The 16,632-nt window shown below is 38.2% G+C and carries 14 protein-coding genes; 5 read left to right on the top strand and 9 right to left on the bottom strand.

Going from position 1 to position 16,632, the window contains the following annotated elements:
- Positions 1 to 44: 44 nt before the first annotated feature.
- Together RE431_RS10090 and RE431_RS10085 are read right to left on the bottom strand one after the other, a co-directional pair.
- Positions 45 to 233: a hypothetical protein gene (locus tag RE431_RS10090; protein ID WP_309561854.1), complete on the bottom strand. Its 189-nt coding sequence runs from the start codon at positions 231 to 233 to the stop codon at positions 45 to 47.
- Entirely contained in the window at positions 234 to 917 is a 684-nt protein-coding gene (locus tag RE431_RS10085) for a cell division ATP-binding protein FtsE (RefSeq protein WP_309561853.1), read from the bottom strand.
- Between the two features lie 247 nt (positions 918 to 1,164).
- On the opposite strand from RE431_RS10085, the gene RE431_RS10080 reads away from it, so the two are divergent.
- Both RE431_RS10080 and RE431_RS10075 read left to right on the top strand, forming a co-directional pair.
- Positions 1,165 to 4,185 carry a tetratricopeptide repeat protein gene (locus tag RE431_RS10080; RefSeq protein WP_309561852.1) on the top strand — a complete coding sequence of 1,007 codons (3,021 nt, stop codon included), beginning with the start codon at positions 1,165 to 1,167 and terminating at the stop codon, positions 4,183 to 4,185.
- A 26-nt stretch (positions 4,186 to 4,211) separates the two neighbouring features.
- Complete coding sequence (locus tag RE431_RS10075; RefSeq protein WP_309561851.1) at positions 4,212 to 5,948, top strand: TonB-dependent receptor; 1,737 nt, start codon at positions 4,212 to 4,214, stop codon at positions 5,946 to 5,948.
- Positions 5,949 to 6,024: 76 nt separating this feature from the next.
- Here RE431_RS10075 and RE431_RS10070 read toward each other — a convergent pair whose 3' ends face one another.
- The 6 genes from RE431_RS10070 to RE431_RS10045 form a co-directional block, all read right to left on the bottom strand.
- Entirely contained in the window at positions 6,025 to 7,392 is a 1,368-nt protein-coding gene (locus RE431_RS10070; protein WP_309561850.1) for an amidohydrolase family protein, read from the bottom strand.
- 141 nt (positions 7,393 to 7,533) lie between these two features.
- Positions 7,534 to 8,313, bottom strand: a complete 780-nt coding sequence (locus RE431_RS10065; RefSeq protein WP_309561849.1) for a DUF6090 family protein — start codon at positions 8,311 to 8,313, stop codon at positions 7,534 to 7,536.
- 10 nt (positions 8,314 to 8,323) lie between these two features.
- On the bottom strand, positions 8,324 to 9,058 hold the full coding sequence (locus RE431_RS10060; protein ID WP_309561848.1) for a DUF6090 family protein: 735 nt from the start codon (positions 9,056 to 9,058) through the stop codon (positions 8,324 to 8,326).
- The gene (locus tag RE431_RS10055; protein WP_309561847.1) at positions 9,055 to 9,888 is read right to left on the bottom strand and encodes a DUF6090 family protein; all 834 of its coding nucleotides are present in this window, start codon (positions 9,886 to 9,888) and stop codon (positions 9,055 to 9,057) included. Before RE431_RS10055 ends, RE431_RS10060 begins: the two co-directional genes overlap by 4 nt.
- On the bottom strand, positions 9,888 to 11,303 hold the full coding sequence (locus RE431_RS10050; protein ID WP_309561846.1) for an MBOAT family O-acyltransferase: 1,416 nt from the start codon (positions 11,301 to 11,303) through the stop codon (positions 9,888 to 9,890). The genes RE431_RS10055 and RE431_RS10050 overlap by 1 nt, the downstream gene beginning before the upstream one ends.
- A 14-nt stretch (positions 11,304 to 11,317) precedes the next feature.
- Positions 11,318 to 12,364 (bottom strand): hypothetical protein, encoded by a 1,047-nt coding sequence (locus tag RE431_RS10045; RefSeq protein ID WP_309561845.1) that lies wholly within the window; start codon positions 12,362 to 12,364, stop codon positions 11,318 to 11,320.
- A gap of 323 nt (positions 12,365 to 12,687) precedes the next feature.
- Here RE431_RS10045 and RE431_RS10040 point away from each other — a divergent pair, with 323 nt between their 5' ends.
- The 3 genes from RE431_RS10040 to RE431_RS10030 all read left to right on the top strand — a co-directional run bounded on the left by RE431_RS10040 (position 12,688) and on the right by RE431_RS10030 (position 15,897).
- Positions 12,688 to 14,319 (top strand): amidohydrolase, encoded by a 1,632-nt coding sequence (locus RE431_RS10040; RefSeq protein ID WP_309561844.1) that lies wholly within the window; start codon positions 12,688 to 12,690, stop codon positions 14,317 to 14,319.
- 36 nt (positions 14,320 to 14,355) lie between these two features.
- Entirely contained in the window at positions 14,356 to 15,288 is a 933-nt protein-coding gene (locus RE431_RS10035; RefSeq protein ID WP_309561843.1) for a peptidylprolyl isomerase, read from the top strand.
- A gap of 63 nt (positions 15,289 to 15,351) precedes the next feature.
- Positions 15,352 to 15,897, top strand: a complete 546-nt coding sequence (locus RE431_RS10030; RefSeq protein ID WP_309561842.1) for a YfiT family bacillithiol transferase — start codon at positions 15,352 to 15,354, stop codon at positions 15,895 to 15,897.
- 35 nt (positions 15,898 to 15,932) lie between these two features.
- On the opposite strand, the gene RE431_RS10025 is transcribed toward RE431_RS10030, so the two are convergent.
- Positions 15,933 to 16,577: a peroxiredoxin gene (locus tag RE431_RS10025; RefSeq protein WP_309561841.1), complete on the bottom strand. Its 645-nt coding sequence runs from the start codon at positions 16,575 to 16,577 to the stop codon at positions 15,933 to 15,935.
- Positions 16,578 to 16,632: the final 55 nt, after the last annotated feature.

The following is a 16,632-nucleotide window of genomic DNA, read 5'->3' as shown; positions in this document are numbered from 1 at the left end:
TCTTCAGGAAGTAATTTAAGGAATGTTTAGATTTCAGGCTGAATCTAGGAGTTCTGGTCTTTAGTTTTCTTATTGTATACTGAAACTATCAATGAGAACAGGATCAAAATATTAGCTATGATCCGAAGAAAGAAGCCAAGATCAAAATCATCAGGATAAGCGTTCCAGATGTTCGCGATGATCAATATCCCAGAAAGGATCAAAATTATCCAGGCTATCTTCTTGCTTTTCATCTATACCGATTTCTGTACAACTTCAAAAACACGCTGACCGTCGCATTTAAGTGTTTTGGAAGGATATTTTAGAAGTAGCGCATAATCGTGAGTAGCCATGAGGATGGTATTCCCATTTTTACTGATCTCCTGAAGTACTTCCATAACTTCTACTGAAGTTTGTGGATCCAGGTTTCCGGTAGGCTCATCGGCAAGGATTAGTTCAGGGTCGTTCAATAAGGCCCTGGCTATTGCAACCCGTTGTTGCTCTCCTCCTGAAAGCTGGTAAGGATATTTAAAACCTTTGGTTTTCATTCCAACCTTATCCAGTACTTCATCTATCTTGCTATCCATTCCTTTTTTGTCCTTCCAGCCAGTAGCTTTCAAAACAAATAAAAGGTTGTCTTTAATATTTCTATCGGTAAGAAGTTTAAAATCCTGGAAAACCACTCCTAATTTTCTTCGCAGGTAAGGAATATCTTTTTCTTTAAGTGTTCTAAGGTTAAAATCTACAATATGACCTTCACCTTCGGTAAGCGGAAGATCTCCATAAAGCGTTTTCATGAAACTACTTTTTCCAGTCCCGGTCTTTCCAATAAGGTAGACAAAATCACCTTTATATACCGTAACGTCCACTTCAGATAGAATAAGGCTTTCACGTTGGTAGATGGCCGCGTTTTTTAGTTCTAGAACAGTTTCAGACATGAAATTATTGGTTTGATTCAGATATTCTTATTATTTCAGTTCCAGGTTATAACAGCATATATCACCATGATATTGTAAACAGGCCGGTGATAATATTATCTGTTTTCGCCTGAAATGTGCACCCAAATATACATTTTTCAAAAGGCGCCTGCATACTTTTTTTTCCATTAACATAATTATAAAACTTTATCAGCGTTATAGAAGTAAGCTTTAAATTATCTTTGAATTCCAATCTAAAACACAATAAATGACACTTAAGAGAGCTTATCTGCTAGTCGTTTTTATATCTATCTCATTTTCCGGTATTTGTCAGCAAACAGCTGCTTACACTCACGCGTTAGTCGACTTTAACCGTGCTTTGGAATTGTACAATAATGAACAATATCTGGCAGCACAGAATCTTTTTGATGACGTTAAGGATAATACCAACGACGAGAAGATCAAAGGAGATGCTGCTTATTATATCGCTAATGCCGCGGTGAGGTTGAATCAGCCAGGAGCCGACAGGTTGATGGAGAATTTTGTGACCAGGTATCCAACGAGTACTAAAACCAATTCAGCATATCTAGATGTAGCTGACTATTATTTCCAGACTGGTAAATATTCACTTTCCAGAAAATGGTATGATCGCGTAGACGAGAATGCGATGAGTAGAAAGGATAGAGAACGTTTTTATTTCAATAACGGTTATGCGTATTTTAGAGCGAACCAGTTCGAAGAGGCGCAAACATATTTGAACAGAGTTCGTGATTCCAAGGAATACGGCGCTCAGGCAAAATATTATTTAGGTTATATCGCTTATGAAGGCGATGATTATGAAGAGGCGAATGAATATTTTGAAGAAGTAAAAGGGAACGATCGTTACACGGAAGACCTTTCTTACTTCCAGGCCGATATGAATTTTAAACTCGGGAATTTTGAAAAGGCCATCGAACAGGGACTGGAACAACTTCCAAAATCTAACCGCCAGGAAATCCCTCAGCTGAATAAAATTATAGGTGAAAGTTATTTCAACCTTGAAAAATATGAAGAAGCGATCCCATACTTAAAAGGTTATAACGGGATGCGCGGTAAGTGGAATAACACCGATTATTACCAGTTAGGTTACGCTTACTATAAGCAGGGTAATTACGAAGCAGCGATCAATGAATTCAATAAGATCGTAGATGGGAAAAATGCCATCGCCCAAAATGCTTATTATCACCTTGCACAGTCTTACCTGGAATCAGATCAAAAACAACAGGCATTAAATGCTTTTAAAAATGCCAGCGAAATGGATTTTGATGCTAAGATCCAGCAGGATGCGATGCTTAACTATGCAAAACTTAGTTATGAGATCGGGAATTCTTACGAGAGTCCGTCGCAGGTTCTGATCAATTATCTCAATAAATATCCAGATTCTGATAAGCGTCAGGAAATGGAAACTTTACTTATAGACTCTTTTATCACTTCCAAGAATTATGAGGAAGCGATGAGGTTATTGGAGAATAACAGGAATTTCAGCGATAAGCAGGCATACCAGAAAGTGGCTTATTTCTACGGACTTGAGCTTTTTGAAGAAGGAGATTACTACGCAGCAATCGAGAATTTCGATAAGGCACTTAAAGAGCCAAGAGATCAGAATATCACTGCCAGAGCAACATTCTGGAAAGCTGAAAGTGAATATAACATTAATAGAATGGACGATGCCATACTTGGATATCGCGAGTTCAAAGGAATGAGTGCGGCGAGAAATACCGATGAATATTCAGACCTTGACTATAATATTGGGTATGCCTATTTTAAGAAGAACGATTATTCTCAGGCAGTTAATTATTTCAAATCTTATGCTTCCAGCGCAAATGCTGAAGGCGCGAAGAAAAACGATGCACTTCTAAGATTAGGAGATACTTACTATGTAACCAGTCAGTACTGGCCGGCAATGGAGGCTTACCAGAATGCCATTAATAATGGAGTAAGCAATGCAGATTATGCAGCTTTTCAGAAGGCCATCAGCTACGGATTCGTAGACAGAAATGATACGAAAATAGAAGAGCTTAACAGCTTTACGGGTAAATATCCACGTTCGCCATATCGTGATGATGCGATGTATGAATTAGGAAATACTTATGTTGCAACCAATAATACAGGTCAGGCGATCCAGTCTTACAACAGGTTAATAAGAGATGTGCCTGAAAGTGCACTGGTACCAAAAGCAATGTTGAGACAAGGGCTTATTTATTATAATAATAATGAGGGAAATAAAGCGCTGGAAAGATTGAGAAAGATCGTTGCTGAATATCCTAATACACCTGAAGCTAAGCAAGCGGTTTCTACTGCACGTAACGTTTATGTAGATCTTGGTAGAACCGATGAATACGCAAACTGGGTAAGAAATATTGATTTTGTAGAAGTAAGTGATTCAGATCTTGATAATACTACTTATGAGGCTGCTGAAAACCAATATTTGAATAATAATAATGCCAAGGCGATCGCGAATTTTGAAAAGTATATTCAAAATTTCCCGAATGGAATACATTCTATAAACGCCAATTTCTACCTGGCGCAATTATATTATAGAGAAGGTCAGGTTGATAAATCTATTCCGAATTATAAATATGTGACCTCCAAGCCGAAAAATGAATTCTCTGAACAGGCACTGGCAAGATTATCTCAAATCTATTTAGAGAAAAAAGATTATACGCAGGCACTTCCATTACTGGAGAAATTAGAGAAGCAGGCAGATAATGAGCAGAATGTGGTTTTTGCTCAGCAAAACCTGATGAAGTCTTATTATGAGACCGGAAACTTCAATAAGGCGAATGAATATGCTGATAAAGTTCTGAATAATTCAACTGCTGAGGCTGAGGCCAGAAACGATGCTAGAATTATGGTGGCCAGAGCAGCGATAAAATCTGGTAATGATAGCAGAGCACGTTCAGCTTATAAAGAGGTTCAGAAAACTACTACCGGAGAACTTGGTGCAGAATCGCTTTATTATGATGCTTATTTTAAAAATAAGGACGGGAATTATGAGGCTTCGAATGCGGCAGTTCAGATCCTGGCAAAAGATTTTTCAGGATATAAACTGTGGGGAGCAAAGGGACTGGTACTTATGGCCAAGAATTTCTATGCTCTTGGAGATGCTTACCAGGCAACTTATATTCTTGAAAACGTGACCAAGAATTTCCAGAAATATCCTGAAGTAGTTCAGGAGGCAAGAGCCGAATTGTCCAGAATCAAAGCCCAGGAAGCAAAGACAAATTCTTCCGTAGAAACAAATAACTAAACTTAATCTAATAGATTCACTGCTATATGCGATTTAAAGCAATCAAGAAAAGTCTGTTTTTTAGTCTGTTCATATTTAGTGGGATCCTTTATGCACAGGATCCTATTGGAAGCGAAACAGTAACAGTCGTAAAACCATATACACCGTCTGTAAGAGACGCGAGCAAGATCAAAGCCACACCAAGTAAAAGCGATTCTGTAAGTCTGCAGAAGAAACCGGTGCAATATTCAATATTTTCGGTTCCTGTTGCCTCAACTTTTACCCCGGCAAAAGGTCGTGCAACAACTGTAGAACGTGTGAGACCTCCAAAAGTTTATGATAATTACGCCACTTTAGGTTTTGGTAATTATTCTAATGTTCTTGCTGAATTCTATTCGAATCTTGAGATAGATCGAAGCAGTAATTTTGGAGTTTTCCTAACGCATAATTCATCTCAGGGAGGCATCGAAGATGTTTACCTTGATGATAAATTCTATGATACAGAATTGAACCTGAACTATAACACCAGGAACAGGGATCTATCCTGGATGGCTGAAGTAGGTGGAGAGCACCAGCTTTTCAATTGGTATGGGCTACCGGAATACAATATCCCGGCAGATCCTGGAAATGATCCGGAAATAAACGGTCTGGATCCGGCACAGAATTATTATTCAGTATATGTTGGAAGTGAAATTGAATTATACGATTCGTTCTTCAATAGTGCCAATGCCCGTTTTCGTCATTCTGGAGATGCTTATAGCACTGCCGAAAATCACTTCAACGCAGAAGGTCTTTTTGAACTGGAGATCGCTGAAGAATTGATCACGACCAAGGTTGGAGCAGATATCGTAAATGGAAAGTTTGACAGGATGTATGATGAGAACATTGGGTATGACTATACCTTTATGAACTTTAATTTCAATCCTAGTTTATTAATTCTTAGAGATGATCTAAGCATTAACCTGGGAGTTAATTTCGTGTATGGTATGGACGTGGAAGGAAGCGATGGAAGCTTATATATCTACCCCGCCGTGAGTGCTAGTTATAAACTTGCAGGAGATTACTTTACTGCCTATGCAGGTGTAGATGGAGATCTGGAACAGAATTCTTATTACAATTTCTATCAGCAGAATCCTTATGTTTCGCCAACGCTTAATATCATGCCTACAGATAATGAGTATAAAGGTTATTTGGGTGGTAAAGGTAAATTGAGCAATGCGGTTTCTTACAATGTAAGAGCTAGCTACCAGTCTCAATATAACAAAGCATTATTTAAAAGGAATTACGATGCCTCTACTTTAGAAGGAGAATCTTACACTTACGGAAACAGCTTTGAGGTTGTTTATGATGATGTGAATACATTGTCTTTTTATTCAGAATTGAATGTAGATGTAAACAGGAACTTTCGCTTAGGGATCAATGCCGAGTTCTTTGATTATAGTACAGATGCTGAAGCAGAAGCATGGAATTTACCAACTATGAAAGCTGCTTTAAATGCAGATTACCAGATCACCGAAAAATGGTATACAGGAGCTAATCTATTTTACGTTGGAGAACGTAAAGATGAGAATAGATCCATAAGTCTTGTCTTTAATGATCCAATCGTGACCTTAGATAGTTATTTTGATGCAAATGCACATCTTGGATATCGATTCAATGATCGACTTTCAGCATTTGTAAAGGGAAGCAACCTTCTAAATAATAACTACCAGAAATGGATGGATTATGATGTACAGGGAATCCAGGTACTTGGTGGAGCAACCTATAAGTTTGACTGGGATTAAATTCCAAAATACTAAAAATATAAGCTCTCTTTTAAGAGGGCTTTTTTTATGTTTTATTTTGAAAACTTCAAGACATTTATTTTGCTAATTCTGCAGGTTTTAAAATTTTACTTCCTTTTACTACAGCATCAATAGATTCAAGATTTTCAATATTTTCCAACGGGTTTTCTGAAAGTATGATCAGATCTCCTATTCTGCCTTTCCTAACACTTACATAATATTTTTCCTGGTCAAAGAATCTAGGGCCATTCTTTATAGACGTAAGTAAGGCTTCCTGCGTATTCAAACCGGCATCTACCATTGCTTTTAGTTCCTGGTGTATAGATTCTCCGGGATAGACAAATGAATTATATGGACCGCAATCTGAACCCGCCATGATGCTGATTCCAGAATCGTACATAGGCCTGATCATTTTTTTGAAAACATCCTCGGTATAATCCCGCATGCTGGAACCTGATTCTTTTGCACGTTTGGCAGACATGATTCTGCCCTGGTAGGTTTCCTGTATTCCGGGACCGATGATTTTCAATAATTCATCGCCACTGTGGTCTTCATCTGCAAGGTCTTTTAAAACCTGGCCGATATATAGTGTTGGCGTAACATAAAATTCTGCATCGGCAAGTTCATCAAAGACAATTTCTGCAACGGAATCATTATATGTTTTTGCAAGCGGAACGATCATGGCATAGCCAGATTCGGCTTTTTCAATACTATCTTTTTTAGCTGAAGCAGCTTTCATGACATAATACAAATGCTCCGTGCCGTCAAGTCCATATTTTACGGCGTCAGTCACATCTGCAGACATTGGCATATGGCCGGTCACTTTCAGTTTTCTTTTCTCAGCTTCCCTGATTATTTCGTAGTACATCTCTTTGGTAATGCTTCCGTCATAAATTTTGACATAATCTGCACTCATTTTCTGAAGTGAGTCCAGTGCCATTTGCACATCAGCTTCATTAGTAACGGAAATTGAACCGGGCCATGCAGGATTTTCACCATCGAGTTTTGGACCGGAGGAAAATATGCGCGGGCCTTGGAGCTCTCCCTTACTGATCTGTTCTTTCCATTCAAAAACCGATTTGCTGATATCCCCGCCAGCATCACGCACGCTGGTCACTCCATATTTCAGAAAAAGTGGTAGCAAATTCTTATTTTCGGAAGCGAGAGTGTCTCCGCCCCTAAAGTGGACATGGTTATCCCAAAGACCAGGCATTACAAAACCGCCTTTAGCATCATATGTTTCGATTGCCGTAAAATCATCGCTGTTGCGCATTGTTTTTACCGCTACAATGGTATCATTACGAATTGCAACAAACCTGTTTACCCACCTTTTGTTCTGTTCAATATCAAGTACAGTAGCATTTATAATTAATAAGTCTACGTTTTCAGGTTCTTTATTGCAGGAGATCAAGGTGATAAAAAACAGGAATAAAAGTTTTTTCATTTTAAACGGATTGATGATTTTGAGAAATCTTGTGGAGGTATTAATTTACGATAAAAACCGGAATCCTTTATCCATTAGGTTTTTTTAGATATCTCGTAAAGCGTTTTTCCGGAAAATCCGCTAGCTAATTTTTCAAAGTTCTTAATCATATGTTGGCGGAAACTGGTCTAAAGTATTTTGGATATTATTTATCTGCCAGGATACTAAAAGAGCACGTGCCTGATTGAGTTGTAGTTTGCTATCCAGGAGAAATCGCAAACTTCCATCATTTTGTATATTTTTCAGAAAGCTCAAATAGGTTTTTCTATCCCAGTCTTTAGAATCTAATCTATCTCCCTCTTTAAATAGTTCGCCATGCTTTTCACTAATACGTTTTGTAATATTTTGAGCTAACTCGTATTCCTGTTCAATAAACTGATTGAGCCTAAATTTTTTGCCCACATAAACATCTGAAAGTTTCACTACAAAAGCTGGATCAATCAAAGATATTGAACCTTCATTCACAGATTTATTATAGATTTCATTACTTATGTCATTAAATTGGGAATACCATGTAATATATGTTAGAAGACTAAGAGGTTGATCGCTATAGCCGTATGTTTCCAATTGATTATTAAGATCATCATAATCTAGTGAATTCCAATGGTCGATTATATATTCCAGAAACTCTACATAGTTATTTAGGTTTTGATTAATTTGAATATAGATATTCTGAGTTCTCTCAAGCTCTTCATATAACTGTTGATTTAATTGAGCTGCCTTAAAATTCTGTTTTCTATTTTCATTCCAGTTATTGATCTGTAAGGCAATCAAAATCCCAATAACTACCAGGACGATTTCACCAATTGCATAAATCAGGTAGCGCGTGAAACGATTTTCCCGTAGCAGACGCCGGCGGATATTTCTGAACAATTTGATCATTAACTGTTATTCAATTTTCTTTTTGAGATATAGAGATATTCTTATCTATTTGCATAGCTTTTTTTCTCATATTTTGCAATCTATCTCTTAAGCTATATATAATCATGGTGTATGCAAAAGCCTTATTTGTAAACTCATTCACCCCTTTTTTAGTTAGATTTGAGAACCACTCCTGATTTAAGTATTTTTCCTCCCGAAGCCCCATCAAGTCAAATAGGTGAGAATTTATTAATATATCAAGCATAATTTCAGTTGCAGCGGTTTGCTCCCTGTAATAGACCTCTACATCATCGTAATAATCCAGTAAATCAACACGAAGATTTTCATCTGAGACAGCTTCAACATTACCGTTACTTTTAAGTGTTTCAAGGGTATGATCGTTCGAAACGAATTCAGGAAAACCGAAGGCATAAGAATAATGGGCCAGTGCCTTATTGTAATTGATGTTTTCTCCGAATTTTTTAACCTCTGTTGTCAAACTGTCCAGGTTCGCAATTTTTACATTCAGAATGTCGATAATAGAATCCTGGGCTTTGATATCTATATAAAAATCAGATTTTAAGGATTTTAAGTATCCTTGCTCTGCCTTGGCTGTTTTTCTACTTTCATTCCAATTATTTACCTGCAAGGCGATCAAAATTCCGATGACCACAAGTATAATTTCTCCGATGGCATATATAAGGTATCTCGTAAACCGGTTTTCACGGAGCAGGCGCCGGCGGATATTTCTAAAAAATTTGATCATTCGTATTTTAGATATGTTATCTCCTTTCTTACAGTAGCAAGTAGATTGTTCACTTTAATCTGTCTATAATCACATTGATTAATTATTCTATGCTGAATATGATACATGCCGTTTAATAAACCTTCAAAATCCTCTTCTTTCTCTATTTTAGTGATGAAGTCTTTATAACGCCCATTGATCTTTAAGTTTTCAAACATTAATTCGTCATCTAAATAAATGTTGTAAGCCGATCTAGCATCTTTTGGTAAAATTCTATTGACTACCAGATCGGTTTGCGTTCTATTAGGAAGGTATGATTCGTTCCAGGTAGAAAATCTTTTCTGGTCGTTATAATATTCTACAAGCGCATCTTTTAAAGAGTCGTTCTGAAGTAGTTTTATGTTGCCAGTTGACCTTAGATCGGTTATGGTATTCTCAAAAATATCAGGAAATTGGATAAAACCAGCTTGTGATATGGAGATCCATAATGCCATGGTATCCTTAAAAACATTAGTCCGTCCCCATTGCACATCGCTCAACTGGGTTCCTTCAATTTGAAAGTCATTCTCAATAAAGTTCAGGACATTTTTCAGTTTCTTAATGTTTCGCCTGGCATTGTAGGTTTTTGATTGGTATTCGATGCTGTCCAGCTTAAGATCTTTGCGAAGGTTCTTATAGTAGCTGACTTCCAACTTTTTCATTTTTCGCTCTTCATTCCAGTTATTGATCTGCAGAGCAATCAAAATCCCAATAACTACCAGGACGATTTCCCCAATGGCATAAATCAGATACCTCGTAAAGCGATTTTCCTGAATCAGGCGACGGCGGATATTTCTGAAGAATTTTATCATTAGAATTGGAAATAAATGAATTGGTCCCCGCTACCCTGAGCGATGACGATTAGAAAAATCATGGCGGCCCAAAATAATCCAAGAATCCATGGGGGCGTTATTCCTGCTACTTCCTTCATGCTGGTATTTCGCATAAACCAGTGGGAGATAAATAGTAGTGAAATAACTATGAGAACCTTGTAAATATCGAAGTACTGTAAAACCTTTTCCCCATCCCTCTCTATCAAAAACATAGAAATGATCATATTTTTTGCAGTGAGAAAGTCTTTTGCTCTGAAAAACACCCATGTGATATTCACACAGAAATAGGTGAGAAGTGCCAGCAGAATTCCTGTAAATTCATTTGGTTTAATTAGAAACCTACCTTTTAGCATTCTTTCTGTCACTAAAAAGAAACCATGTAAAGCACCCCATACTACAAAGGTCCAGGCAGCACCATGCCATAAACCGCCAAGAAGCATCGTTAGTATTAAAGCAACGTACAACCTGATGATTCCGTGCCTGTTTCCTCCTAAAGGGATATATAAATAATCCCGTAACCAGGTAGAAAGAGAAATATGCCAGCGTCTCCACAGATCTGAAAATCCTATGGCGGCAAAAGGATACCGAAAGTTGTCTGGTAATATAATTCCCAACATTAATGCAATCCCGATAGCGCAGGTAGAATAGCCGGCAAAATCAAAGAATATTTGTCCCGAAAATGCCAGTGTGCCCGTCCAGGCATCCAGAGAGTTTAAGAGTTTTTCAGCTCCGAAAACCTTATCAGATGTTTCTGAAAGCAGGGTATCTGCCATCACCACCTTTTGAAATAGCCCAACGGTTAGTAAAAAACATCCCCATAAAAACTGGTTTACTGTAGCTTTCTTTGGTTCATAGAACTGGGAGATCAATTCACTGGCTCTTACAATTGGTCCGGCAACAAGCTGCGGAAAAAAAGTAACGTATAACGCGAAATCCAGGAAGGTCCTTGCCGGTTTTATCTTTTTATAATACATGTCTATGGTATAAGACATAGTTTGAAATGTGTAGAAAGATATTCCCATGGGTAGAATGATGTCCATAGGTTCAGGCTTATAATTCATTCCAACGAAACCAGTAAGGATCACAAAATTTTCCAGCAGGAAATTCCCGTATTTAAAAAAAGCAAGGAAGCCTAGGTTTACCAGCATGCTGAGGATGAGCCAGAATTTTCTTTTTCGTTCATCTTCTAAAACAGCGAGCTTATTTCCTGCAGTCCAATCTACCATCGTAGAAATCCAGAGTAGGATCACCAGTGGCGGATTCCATAATCCGTAGAAAATATAACTTGCCAGTAACAGCATAATTTTTTTGCCGTTCCAGCCTAGAATTTTTGAATAATAAAGGGCTAGGACAATAACCAGGAATACGATAAAACCTAAGGAGTTGAATAACATATAAAGTTTTTTGGTTAGTTGTTACTTTGGCTTAATGATTTTATATGACCATCGGCAATAAGGATTTCTACAAACTCTCTAGTGAAAACCTCTCCCTGCGGACCGGAAAGATGTGACCACTCCGGACACTCAAACTGGTCCAGTTGTGGATAATCTTTAAAATGGTAAGCCGGCAATCCTGAGGCTTTTACCAGATAATCCCAACCATCATTTCGAGGGAGAAACTTTTCTTCAGCTGCATATAACCATCCTGTAGACGGAGCTCGAAGGAGAATCACTTTGCCACCTCTTTCAATGATTAGCTTTGCGTTCTCAATAAAATGCTGCGTAGTTTCTTTAATTTGAGGCTTTCTGTCCCTTGGTGCGCTTGTTGCAAAAAATTTCCAAACATCCTTGATTTTTCTCGCTTCGCTGGTATCGTTAGCGTAGATATCTCTCATCCTTAAATTACGGTTATGATCTACCTGACCGAAATTGGGAAATGGAGGCATTGGATCTGGAATACGGGTTCCGCCTTTTTTCAAATCATTGAGAATCGTTTGCAATTTGCTTCCACCAGTTCCACGGTAAGAATTTGCAAAAGCAACATTGTTCTGGATCGGTAACGAGATTAGATGGTTTAGTCTTTGTGCGTAAGTACGCTCTTTAAAATGCTTGATGGCTCCTAGAGCTTCTTCATGTGGTCCTGCTTCAGGAAAAACTGTGGAAAAGAATAATCCGGGAGTGACCCCTACGATAACGGTTCCGCCAAATTCAGAATTTCTGGCAATATCGTCAAAGGTGTATAATGGTGAAGTTCCCTCTATAGCCAATTGAACCGGCATTCTACCTGTAATGTCTTTCCAGGTTTGTAATTGTATATCAAAAAAGATCCTGGAAGAACCAACCAGAACCACATCCTCTTCAGATCTATCAGGGATTTTAGCTCGCTGTAATGCCCAGAGTTCATTATCACTATCAAGGTTTGGAAAGTAACCTTGGTTTCGCCAGTAGATTTCCCAGGCGACAATTGCAGCAAGGCTGAGGCCTAAGGCAATTAGTAGAGAGGTTTTTAGATTCATATTCTCTATTATGGTTAATAGTTGTTAGCCTATTTCAATTACCATAAATCATTGAGGTCGATTTTCCATCTTCATTTATAATCTACAAACATGCTTTCTGTTGGTCGACTTGACATTTCGTAGGGAAATATGTTTGATTTAGCAGCTTTAGTTAATGATTTCTTAAATGTACAAAAAATTGATTATCAGTAACATAAAAAAATATAACTGAATTAAATAGCCTTTACTGTGTAGATGGATCTATTGAAAATTCTAAGCTTAGACAAAAACAATTTTTCTAATCCGTAGAAAAATCGGAATTTGAAGTTTTTAAAATCCGATCTATGAATAGAATTTTTACGTTTTTAATACTCAGTACTTTAATTGCTTCCTGTGGCTCCAAAAAAGAACAGGCCGATCTTCTTGTTTTTAATGCCAATATTTACACGGTAGACGAGCAGTTCGGAAAAGCCGAAGCTTTCGCTGTAAAGGATGGTAAATTCCTGGAAATTGCTTCTTCAGAAGTATTAAAGGATAAATATGAGTTTGCTGAAGAGATCGACGCAGATGGAAAACCGGTTTATCCTGGGCTTATTGACGCCCATGCCCATTTTTACGGATTGGGAATGCAGCAGCAGCGTGTAGACCTTACCGGAACCAAAAGCTTCGAAGAAGTAGTGACCAGAATTGTGGAATTTCAGCAAAAGAACACGGTAGAGTTCATTACCGGTCGTGGCTGGGATCAGAATGACTGGGAAATAAAGGATTTTCCGGTAAAAGATACCCTGGACGATCTTTTTCCTGATACCCCTGTGGCACTTACGAGAATTGATGGTCATGCCATGCTGGTAAACCAAGCGGCACTTGATAAGGCCAATATTACCACAGAAACTAAATTTGAAGGTGGGGATATAGAACAAAAAGATGGTAAGCTTACCGGTATCCTGGTAGATAATCCGATGATGCTTATTGAAAAGATCACCGATGATGTAGACCTTAGAACACAGGCAAAGGCGTTGTTAGCCGCTCAGGAGATCTGTTTCAGCTACGGATTAACCACGGTGGATGATGCAGGAATAGACAGGCAGGTGATCGAGCTGATAGATAGTTTAAATAATTCCGATAAATTGAAGATCAGGCTTTATGCAATGATCAGTAATACTAAAGAAGACCTGGATTTTTATCTGGATAAAAAGCCTTTTAAAACCGATCGCTTAAATGTAAGATCTGTAAAGTTCTATGGCGATGGAGCTTTGGGCTCGCGCGGTGCGGCATTGAAAGAAGAATATTCAGACAGGCCAGATCATTTTGGAGCCTTGCTTTCGCCGGTTTCAGAATTCAGGGAAACAGCAGCACGGATTGCTAAATCTGAATATCAGATGAATACGCATGCCATTGGAGATTCGGCAAACTATCTGGTTCTTAAAACTTACGATTCTTTACTCGGTGAGGGTGAAAAAAGGAGATGGAGAGTTGAACACTCACAGGTTATAGATTCAGCAGATTTTAAGCATTTCAGTAAAAATATCATTCCATCTGTTCAGCCTACACACGCGACCAGCGATATGTATTGGGCTGAAGATAGGTTAGGGGAAAATCGAATCAAAGGCGCTTATGCCTATAAAAAACTATTAGATCAGGCTGGGATCGTAGCTTTGGGGACAGATTTCCCTGTAGAGCAGGTAAATCCATTTTTAACCTTTTATGCTTCTGTAGGTAGACAGGATACTGAAAATTTTCCTGAAAATGGATTTATGAAAGATCAGGCTTTAACTCGTGAAGAAACCTTGAAAGGAATGACGATCTGGGCGGCTTATTCCAATTTTGAAGAAGAAGAAAAAGGAAGTATCGAAGTTGGTAAATTTGCAGATTTCGTGATCCTGGACAGGGATATTATGGAAGTGGAAATAGATAGCGTTCCAGATACAAAAGTGATCTCAACTTTTGTGAATGGGGAGCAGGTCTATAAAAATTAAACTGGGTATCTTTGCCCATTATCAAAATTCAATAAAATGAACGACGGATTATATGCAAAATTCCATACTTCAAAAGGAGAGATCCTGGTAGAGCTGGAATATGAAAAAACTCCCGGAACTGTAGGAAACTTTGTAGGTCTTGCAGAAGGGAAGATAGAAAATGACCCTAAAGATCAGGGAGAACCTTATTACGACGGACTGAAATTTCACCGTGTGATACCTGATTTTATGGTTCAGGGAGGAGATCCCCAGGGAACAGGAGCCGGAGGGCCAGGTTATCAGTTTGATGATGAAATTCACCCGGAATTAAAGCACGATGCGCCAGGAAAATTATCTATGGCAAACGCCGGACCAGGAACCAACGGAAGTCAGTTCTTTATTACTCATGTGGAAACTCCATGGTTAGATGGTAAACACACAGTTTTCGGAAATGTAGTAGAAGGTCAGGAAGTGGTAGATAAGATCCAGCAGGGTGATAAACTTGAAAAAGTTGAGATCATTCGCGAGGGTAGTGCTGCTGAAAACTTCGACGGTGCGGCCGCATTTAAAAGTTTTAATGCTGAAAAGGCCAAAAGAGAGGAAGAAGAAAAAAAGAAAGCTGAAGCTGAAGTTGAAAAGCTTGCGACCGGATTTGAAAAAACAGAAAGCGGACTTCGTTACCAGATGATTCAGAAAGGTGATGGAGCTAAAGCTGAAAAAGGTAAAACGGTTTCAGTTCATTATAAAGGTCAGTTGGCTGATGGTACTGTATTCGATTCATCTTATAAAAGAAATAAACCACTGGAATTCCCTGTGGGTGTTGGTCACGTGATTCCAGGTTGGGATGAAGGCATCCAATTATTGGAAGTAGGAGATAAGGCTAGAATGGTAATTCCTTCTCACCTCGCTTATGGAGAAAGAGGTGCCGGAGGAGTCATTCCGCCAAACGCAGTTCTTATTTTTGACGTAGAATTAATGGCTGTAAGGTAAAATATTTGCTTAAAGTATATATAAAACGCGCTGAATGCTCAGCGCGTTTTTTTATTTTTAAATATGATAACAGCCGATATTGAAGAACTGAAGTATCCAATAGGAAAATTGGAGCTGCCAAATGAGATCACCTCAAAGGATATACAACGATGGATCACTGATATTAGTGAATTGCCCTATAACTTGAAAAAGGCTGCAACTCCCTTATCCAAGGAACAACTAGATACTCCCTACAGACCAGAAGGCTGGACCTTAAAACAGTTGATACATCATATAGCAGATAGCCATATGAGTGCTTTGCTTCGGTTTAAATGGGCTTTAACTGAAGAAGAGCCCACAATAAAAGCTTATGATGAGAAATCATTTGCAGATCTATATGATTCAAAATTCGCTCCTGTTGAAATTTCGATTGATTTTATTACAGCACTGCATGCAAAATGGGTGATACTGCTGGAGAATATGAGCGCTTCAGATTTTGAGAAAACTTTTGTTCATCCGGAAACAGGACACAGATATACCTTAAAGGAAAGTCTGGCTAATTACTCATGGCATAGCAGGCATCATTTTGCGCATCTAGATAATCTACTAAAAAGAAAAGGCTGGAAATAATTTTCCAACCTTAGCAAATTCAAATGAAATAGTAATTACTTTTTCAAATCTGGTTGGGAAGTCATCCTTAAATATGGCTTCACCACCTTATATCCTTTCGCAAACATTTTATCTGCTTCCTCGTTGCTTACCGATGGACTGATTACCACATCATCTCCATGCTTCCAGTTGGCAGGAGTTGCCACTTTATTATAGGCTGTTAACTGAAGCGAATCTATTACTCGTAATAATTCATCAAAATTTCTACCGGTACTCGCAGGATAAGTAAGCGTCATCTTTATGCTTTTATCTGGAGCGATCACAAATACCGATCTTACCGTCAAGGTATCATCAGCTTTTGGGTGGATCATTCCGTATAGATCAGATACTTTTCTGTCTTCATCTGCAATGATCGGGAAGTTTACCGTGGTATTCTGAGTTTCATTTATATCTTTTATCCAGCCTTCATGAGATTTCACTCCATCAACGCTTAACGCCATCACCTTCACATCTCTCTTTTCAAATTCAGCCTTGTAATTTGCTACAGTACCTAACTCGGTAGTACAAACCGGTGTATAATCTGCAGGGTGAGAAAATAAAATTCCCCAGCTTTCTCCCAGGTAATCATAGAAATTGATCTTTCCTTCCGAAGTTTCGGCATCAAAGTTCGGGGCTTTGTCTCCTAATTTCAAATCACTCATAATCAATATTTTTTAAATAATTTAGTAACCTATTAAATCTATAGGTTTTATAAAA

This window comes from Christiangramia sediminicola, from assembly GCF_031344135.1.
Taxonomy (GTDB): Bacteria; Bacteroidota; Bacteroidia; order Flavobacteriales; family Flavobacteriaceae; genus Christiangramia; species Christiangramia sediminicola.
This window is presented reverse-complemented; position numbering and strand designations above follow the sequence as displayed.